Genomic DNA, 8,449 nt, shown 5'->3' on the forward strand with positions numbered 1-8,449 from the left:
CTGTCATTCAATGACAGATAACATGATTGCTGTCTTTACGCCCCTTTAATAAGAACATAAAAGCAATTCATACATTTTATAGGTTTTATTGGATAAGCGACTTATGACTAACTCTGTAATGACACCGTCTAATCGTAATACATTGTGTACAGCGAAGGTTTCTGCGCTGTCATTGGCAATGTTGTTTATGCAATCAAACATAGCATTCGCGGCACCTGACTCACTGGTACAGCTAATCAACAATACGGCTCAAGCCAGCTACAATATCAATAATCAAACTGAGGTGCTGATTAGCACCCGCTCAAACCAAGTACAAGTCAAAACCTCTGCCCTACCTGAATACGGTATTAGCTTAACGCAGCAATCGTTACGCACGGCCATGCCTAATACAGAAGTAAGTTGGGTCAACGTATTGAGCAACACAAGCTATAGCGATCAAACGGTTGAGCTAACATTTGATATATCGCCAACCGTTTCTAATTTAAAAGTCTATCAAGACCTTAATAATAATGGAAAGGTTGATTCAGAAGACAGACAAATCATGCTCGATAACTTGAGCGCTCAGATCAAGCTTGGTCAGAGCGAAAGCATTCAACTTATCGTACAGGCTCTATCAGACACCAATGGCAAAGATGGCGATACTGCCGATGTGAAGATCGGCGCTATCATACTAGAAGATCCATCTATCGCGGCGGTTGAAGCAATCGACAGGCTGATTATCGTCGAACCTGAAATCAAATTTACTACTTCGCAATTTGATGGCACTAGAAGTACCTCACAAGTTGATGAAAACGTCTATGTTGATGCAAGCTACGCACAATGTAACGTCAATCCCAATGAGCCTGATGAAGTTTGGATTACCATTAAATCCTCTAATCGACCTACTGGTAGTGGTGATAGTTACACCCTAAAAGCGATAGAGACTGGTAACAATACTGGTAAATACCGCCTGTCTGCTCCGACACAAAACAATGCCAACGCCATCAATGATGATATTATTCAAACCTTAAAAGGCGATGCTTTAATCGCCACATTAGATGCTTGCGTTGATCCGACAGCTGATAGTATTAGCAGCAACCTCAGCAGTAATATTGCCATCATAGACAATTCATCTGCTTTAAAAGTAGAAAAGGAAGGCGATGTAAAGACCGCAGAGTTTGGCGATTATGTCAATTACACTATCAAAGTCACCAATGATGGTAAATTCCCCGCCTACAATGTTGAGTTGAAAGATGCGCTGCCACGTGGCTTTGATTACGTTGAGAATAGTGTACGTGTTAGCCCAACTTCTGATATCACTATCAACCAAACGCAAACGACTGAGTTCAAAGCGGACGGTAAATATCAAGTACTCAACTTGGGCACGCTCACTGCAGGCGAAACCAAAAACATTACTTACCGTGTCCTTATTGGATCAACAGCATTAGGTGGCGATGGTATCAACCGCGCGACTGCACACGGTCGTGATGACAGCAACAATACATTGACATCAAGAGAGGCGCAGTGGCCTGTCGAAGTAAGCCGCGGCGTCATGAATACTGATGGTATTATCATCGGTAAGGTCTATCACGATATCAACCGTGACGGCATTCAACAAAAAGAAGATGGCGAGCTGGGTGTCGCTGGTGTACGTATCTACATGGAGAACGGTAACTTCATCGTAACCGACCCTGAAGGCAAGTACAACTTTTATGGTGTCAGCGCCAAAACACACGTACTCAAAGTTGACCGTACTACCATCCCTCATGCCACTGAGATGGTTACCCAAAGTAATCGCAATGCGGGTGACGCGGGCAGCCGTTTTGTTGATTTGAAATACGGTGAACTGCATCGTGCAGACTTTGCGATAGTTGGCGGTATGGCAGATAGTACTGAGCGCTTGAACACCGAACTGGTCGCTCGTAGCAAGCGGATCAGTGCAAAAAACGACACGCTTGAGCAAGCGGTGAAGTCTGAGCTGACATTAGAGCCTGATTATGATACCGACACGACCGACAATGTAAATGCTAGTGGCTGTACCCTCAATCGCGACCTAGATCTTGGTAATAACTGTGACTCTGCGATCGTCAATGAGATGGTCAATCCAGTAGACAGCCGTGTTGATATGGCAGTAACCACTGTCGCACCGCCTGTAGAAAAAGAGCTCGAAGAGTACTTAAAAGAAGTCGCCAATAATGATGTCACCTTTATTAACCTAAATGAAGGTCAGCAGCTCAGTACTTATAAACAAATGGTACAGGTGCAGGCTCCACTCGGGTCTTTGTTCACACTATATGCCAATGGCAAAGCCGTCTCAGAACAAAAAATCGGTAAAACCGCTGAGCAAGAAAAACAAAACGTAACTGCTTTCGACTATTATGCCGTAGATTTACAGCGTGGCAAAAACACCTTACGTGGTGTCGCCACTGACGTAAATGGTCAAACAATCTCTGAGCGCACGATAAATATATTGACGCCAGATAGCCTGCAAGCCATTGACTATCGTACTCAAACACAGCTAGTGCCAGCAGATGGCGTTAGCGAATATCAAGTGGTTATTAGTCTAAAAGACCGTGATGGTCGTCCATATATCGCTTCAACGCCAATGACGATTGATACCAATATCGGACGTATCAATCTCAAAGACGGCAGTCAGGATCAAGCGGGCACGCAAGTGATCGTCACTGGTGGTGAGCTACTAATACCAGTAGTTGCACCAAGCGCACCAGGTAAAGGCGAGCTGGTTATCGACACGGGCAGTAGCAAGCAAGTGATTCCGCTACAGTTTACCGCGCAATTACGTCCTCTCATTGCCGTCGGTATTGTAGAAGGCGCTATTTCTCTCAAAGATTTTGATGGTGGTAGTATTACAGATGCCCAAGGTGCATTTGAACAAGAGCTGAATGATTTTTCTGGTAATGATGATTACACCGCCTCTGGTCGTGCTGCGATGTTCCTCAAAGGAAAAGTGCGCGGCGACTATCTGCTAACGCTTGCTTATGACAGTGACAAAAAAGGCGAGCGTTTGTTCCGTGATATCGACCCTGGCGAATACTATCCTGTCTATGGTGATTCATCCGCCAAAGGATTTGATGCGCAATCTACGAGCAAACTCTATGTACGCCTTGATAAAGGTCGCTCATACGCTATGTATGGCGATCTGAAAACGCAGGTGTCCAACGATGAAGGCATCAAACTTGGTCAATACAACCGTACATTAACTGGTATAAAAGCTCAATTTGAAGACAGTAATACTCGCGTTACTGCATTTATAGCAGAGACCAGTACCAGCCAGCGTGTTAATGAAACTCGCGGTTTGGGCATATCAGGCCCATACCCACTGGCTGAAAACTTTGATGCGGTATTAGAAAACTCTGAAACGGTTGAAGTCATTACTCGTGATGCCAACAATCCTGGATTAATCATCAACCGTAAGACCCTTACTCGCTTTGCTGATTATGAAATCGACCCTATCAGCCGTAGCTTGTTCCTTACCTCACCGATTGCCAGTCAAGATATCGAAGGCAACCCTAACTATATTCGTGTCACTGTAGAAGTGGATGAAGGCGGTGAGGATTATTTGGTTGGTGGTATCGCCGCCAAACAACAGCTGACTGACAAAGTCGCTATCGGTGGTAGCTATGTCAATAGCGATGATCCACTCAACAAAGAAGCGCTTGCTAGTATTAATAGCGTCATCAAATTCAACGATAAGCTAAAGCTAGTCGCTGAATTTGCCATGAATAAAGCTGAAAATCCAAACTTTCAGCCAAGTAATCAAATCAACGCTACAGAATTAGATGATAGTGATGTCGAAGGCAATGCGCTACGTATCGAGCTTGACTTTGATAATAAGAAAAACACGCGTGCCAAGGCTTATTATAATGATGCTGACGAAGGTTTTGTCACTGGCGCATCACCACTTACCGCTGGACGTACTGAGTCTGGTGTAGAAATCACTCATACTCTAAACAACAAGCAAACCGCTCTTAAATTAGAAGGCATACGCACAGAAGAGCATACGACCGAAGCCACTCGCCAAGGCGTACAAGCAAGCATCGAGCAACGTCTAAGTGAAAACGTCGTTGGTGAAATTGGGGTTCGTTATTATAAGCAGGACGCCACTGCTGCCTCACGTAATACTCAAGCGGCGACAGACGTTTTAGATACCACAGACGATACGCTGTTCAATGATGACATCATCAACCAGTCCGCGTTAAGTAGCGTCAGTAATGCTGAAAAAGACATCGAAGGAACGACCGTTCGTGCTCGCATCACCTCTCGTCTACCAAAGTTAAATAATAGCTTGGTATTTGCAGAGTATGAGCAAGATATCGAAAACAGCTCACGTAATGCCACTTCTATCGGAGGCGAGACGCCACTCGGAAACTTGGGTCGACTATACGCGCGTCATGATTTGATCAATAGCCTATCTGGTACTTATGGCCTTGATGATACGAACGAACGTCAGCGTACCACCATTGGCTTTGACGCAACTTATATGAAAGACGGTAAAGTTTATAGTGAATACCGTATGCGTGACGCCATCAGTGCTCGCGAAGCTGAAGCTGCTATCGGTCTTAAAAACAAGTGGTATGTTCAAGAAGGGCTGACCTTGAACACGTTGTTTGAGCGTGTTGAATCACTCGAAGGTGAAGAAAACAACACCGCGACGGCGGCAGGCATAGGCGTTGAATACCTTGCCAAAGAGAATTACAAAGCGTCAGGACGTTTTGAAAAACGCTGGGGCGAAACCAGTGATACGTTGCTTGGTAGTGCAGGTATTGCCTATCGCTATACCGATGAAATTACCTTGTTGGCTAAAGACATCTATTCACGCACTGACTATGATGATGGTGATCGTACGATCAATCGTTTTCAACTAGGGGCAGCTTATCGTGACTACGACAGCAATCAGCTGGATATGCTTGCAAAGCTCGAATATCGTTTGGATGACAACAACACTGGTGACGATGCTTATCAAAAAAATACGACCGTTTGGTCATGGAATGGCAATTACCATCCCACACGTCCGCTGACATTGTCTGGTCGTTATGCAGGTAAGTATACAGAGTATCAAGCAGATGGATTGACCAGTGATAACACGGCTCATGCGGTCTACGGCCGTGGCCTTTATGACATCAGTGAACGATGGGATGTTGGCTTGCAAGCGGGTACTTACTGGAATGAGCAAGCGAATGATTTGGCCTATATGCTTGGTGCAGAAGTGGGCTATAGCCCAATGACCAATCTTTGGTTGTCACTTGGTTATAACTTCATGGGCTTTGAAGATGAAGATATTGCTTATGACGACAGTACTCAAGAAGGCGCTTACTTTAGACTACGCTTTAAGTTTGATGAAGACTTATTCAAACGCGAAGATCCTCGCAAAAATAAACGCCTAAATAGCAACTCTGCATTTTAGGGCGTGTTCTCATTCTAAAAATGGACTCATTTTTGCCAAACGAGGACACACTCTAACATAAGGTTTACACCATGTTTCATTCTGCCATTCAAGCAATGTCACCTAAGCCACCAGTATGTATTATGCTGTCAGCTATCTTTTCGTTAACCTTGATGCAGCCTGCTTTAGCTGAGAGTGAGACTGTTCAAGCAGTAACTACAACTAGCATTGCTGACTATTGTCGCCATGACATCCAGACCCAAACACCTTCTTATCAGCATCAAAGCAACCAACAACGTATGTTGAATTGTATGGTGGCGCAGTTACAGCCCTATCAACAAAAAGATAAGACCGCTTATCAACGGTATTTTGCTTATAAAGCACAAGCGTGGCTCAATTATGCCATTCATCAAGACAGTATGAATAGCCGCTCAGCGGCTGGTGACGTTGCGATAGAAATGGCAGAACCCTTATTGCAAGCGCTAGAGACTGATACGACACAAAACATCGCACTACATCAAGACATACCTTCAAATTCTGCTCTCATGCGACCTGATCTATGGGCAACCTTGAGTGCGCTTAAAGACGGTAATGGAATAGCGTCAGCGCCACGTGAGATGGCATTTAGTGAAGTGGCTTTGATTTGGGCGGCAACCAATCAATGCACGCGAGGCTGGCGAGAGTCAGGTATGCACTTTCGTATGGCAGATCGTTGGCTTGAACAAGCACGTGAGGCTTATGTGAATGCGCACGATGCGCAGACCAATGTAAATTTAGAACAGCTAATCGTCCGTTATTATAAGCAGTATGCCCCTTTAGACACGGGTCATGATGTTTGCCGCGGGCAAGTGTTAACCCCAGTTTCATAAATCCATCATAGCCATATTCATGGGCAGTGATATTGTTAAAACCACAGACACAAAAAAGCCGACATATGATGTCGGCTTTTTCTATATATTCTTTAGGCGATTGTTCTACACTGATACTTTTTTACGTGGTAGCTTCTCTGGTAGATAGCAACGTAAATAGGCAATAAATGCTGTATTCGCTTCTTGAACATACTCATCAGTAATGCTTTGATGGCGGCGATAAGACAATGTAAATATAGAGTTGATAATGCTATAGGCAATCAACAGCGTGTCTTGAATATCGTGAAATCCTGGCATTTCATAGCGTTCTGATAAACGCTTATAAACCAAATCAACGATTTGATGGTTCAGATCTTCACCGAAGCCATCCCCTTCAAAATCAGGCGTATTGGTATCATAGATGAGTTTTGCTTTGGTCGCATCATTATGAAATATCGTAATGCACTGATCGATAAGGGCCGTTAGGTAGCCTTGCCATCTATCATAGTTTCCGACATCAACCGTCTCTACTATCTCTAATATTTCAATCGCATTCAAAAAGCGCAATGCTAAAAATATGGCTTCAATATTAGGGAAAAAATGGTAAGCAGAAGCTCTCGGTATACCCGCTTCCTCACACACAGCAGCTAACGTGATGTCGTTAATCGCCTGTGTTTTGCTCAACTTTTTGGCACCAGCCAACAGTTTTTGTCGACGTGCACGGCCTTGCTGACTAGTGAATTTAAACTTATTAGGGACAAGTTTTTTTGCCAATTCCGAGTCTACCAGCACATCTTCAATCTTTTCGTCTTTGTTATCACTCATTATGAATCTCTTAATGTTGCGCCCTATTTTATAAGTATAATCTTCATCGAATAATATTTATCCTCAAATAAAGGATGACTCACTATTGGCTAGAATATAAAGCCAATAGTGTCACTACTATATCCAATGAAGAGGCATCATAAATGCTGACATACTATCAAGCAAGGGACATGAATAGGTTAAAAAACAATACAACGATCAGCAACTTAATAGAGCTAACCGCTTAATTTTATAAAGTTAATCATTGAGTTTTATTTTCGCTCTTATAATACCATGATCAGTCACTCTATCTGCATAGTCCCACTTTAAATGATCATTAAAATAATCAACCCGTTCGACATGACCGAGCGAAAATTTGCTATCAGGTAAAAATTCTTCTGAGACAAACAACTGATCTATAACTTCTGGCATACCTTGGTATATATGAGTATAGGCAACGTCTTTCATCCAACCATAGCGAGCCTGAATACGAGCCGCATCAAAAAGTGCGACATCACGCATACTTTTATCATAATTGACCTCACCCGTTTCAGTCATCAACTGAGTGGTGACACTGCCAGTGACGTCATTCATGTCACCCAGTAATATCAATGGCTCACGAGTGTGCTGTAATCGCTCTATGATAGACATACGAATAGAAGCTGCTTCTGCAGCACGCATACAGAGACTGCGAAGCTTGGCACGAACTCGAATATTTGGATCGTCCATGTCTTCTAACAAATCACCGTTCTCATCACGCAAGAAAAAAGCACGTTTGCTTTTTAGATGCGCGGTAATAATCGTGATCGGTTGCCCGTATGCGTCAACACGTAATACCAAGGGTGGCCGATTGAAACGCTGATAAAGACCAATATCAGGAACGTCAATAACAGCTTTTGGGGCAATCTCTTCTAATAAACTGGTTTCCAGTTGTTCAAATCGACTAATAATCCCAACGGCTGGCGTATGTTGTGCCCCCATGCCTTTAGTATAAGTGCTTGTACTATTATTACTTGCAAGTGGAATAACCGCATGTCCAGGTTGGAAGCCTAATGAAACAGACAATGCCTCTAGGGCATCACTATCCCAAACTTCTTGTACGGCAATAATATCAGCGTGTGCTTTAGCCAATAACTCTGTAAGACCATGTAACTTATGTTCGTAGGCTTTATGGTCATAAACTGGGGCATTATCATAGTAAGTTCGATTAGGATTAGCAAAATTCAGCAAATTCGCCGTTGCTATATAAAACTGCTTGCTACCATCAACGTTATTACTCATATATTCCCTATTGCTTTCGTCATTATAATACAGAATATTCATTTATATGTATACATAGAAAATTTTATGCCAAAAAAAAACTCCCAAAGTTATACTTTGGAAGTTTTAAAATAGCATAAATTTAATGTATTTA

The 8,449-nt window shown here is 43.2% G+C and carries 4 protein-coding genes; 2 read left to right on the forward strand and 2 right to left on the reverse strand.

Annotated elements, in window-relative coordinates; all coding sequences use genetic code 11:
* Nucleotides 1–103 precede the first annotated feature (103 nt).
* Together QL982_RS02295 and QL982_RS02300 are read left to right on the forward strand one after the other, a co-directional pair.
* On the forward strand, nt 104–5,404 hold the full coding sequence (locus tag QL982_RS02295) for an SdrD B-like domain-containing protein (protein ID WP_290190140.1): 5,301 nt from the start codon (nt 104–106) through the stop codon (nt 5,402–5,404).
* 71 nt (nt 5,405–5,475) lie between these two features.
* The gene (locus QL982_RS02300; RefSeq protein WP_290164691.1) at nt 5,476–6,252 is read left to right on the forward strand and encodes a hypothetical protein; all 777 of its coding nucleotides are present in this window, start codon (nt 5,476–5,478) and stop codon (nt 6,250–6,252) included.
* Between the two features lie 105 nt (nt 6,253–6,357).
* Here the strand turns inward: QL982_RS02300 and QL982_RS02305 are convergent, their stop codons facing one another.
* Nucleotides 6,358–7,056, reverse strand: coding sequence for a TetR/AcrR family transcriptional regulator (locus QL982_RS02305; RefSeq protein WP_290164692.1), 699 nt, complete (start codon nt 7,054–7,056; stop codon nt 6,358–6,360).
* 237 nt (nt 7,057–7,293) lie between these two features.
* A complete protein-coding gene (locus QL982_RS02310) occupies nt 7,294–8,316 on the reverse strand; it encodes an endonuclease/exonuclease/phosphatase family protein (RefSeq protein ID WP_290164693.1) in 1,023 nt (340 codons plus the stop codon).
* Nucleotides 8,317–8,449 lie beyond the last annotated feature (133 nt).

Source organism: Psychrobacter sp. 5A.1, assembly GCF_030407455.1.
In the GTDB taxonomy this organism is placed as follows: Bacteria; Pseudomonadota; Gammaproteobacteria; order Pseudomonadales; family Moraxellaceae; genus Psychrobacter.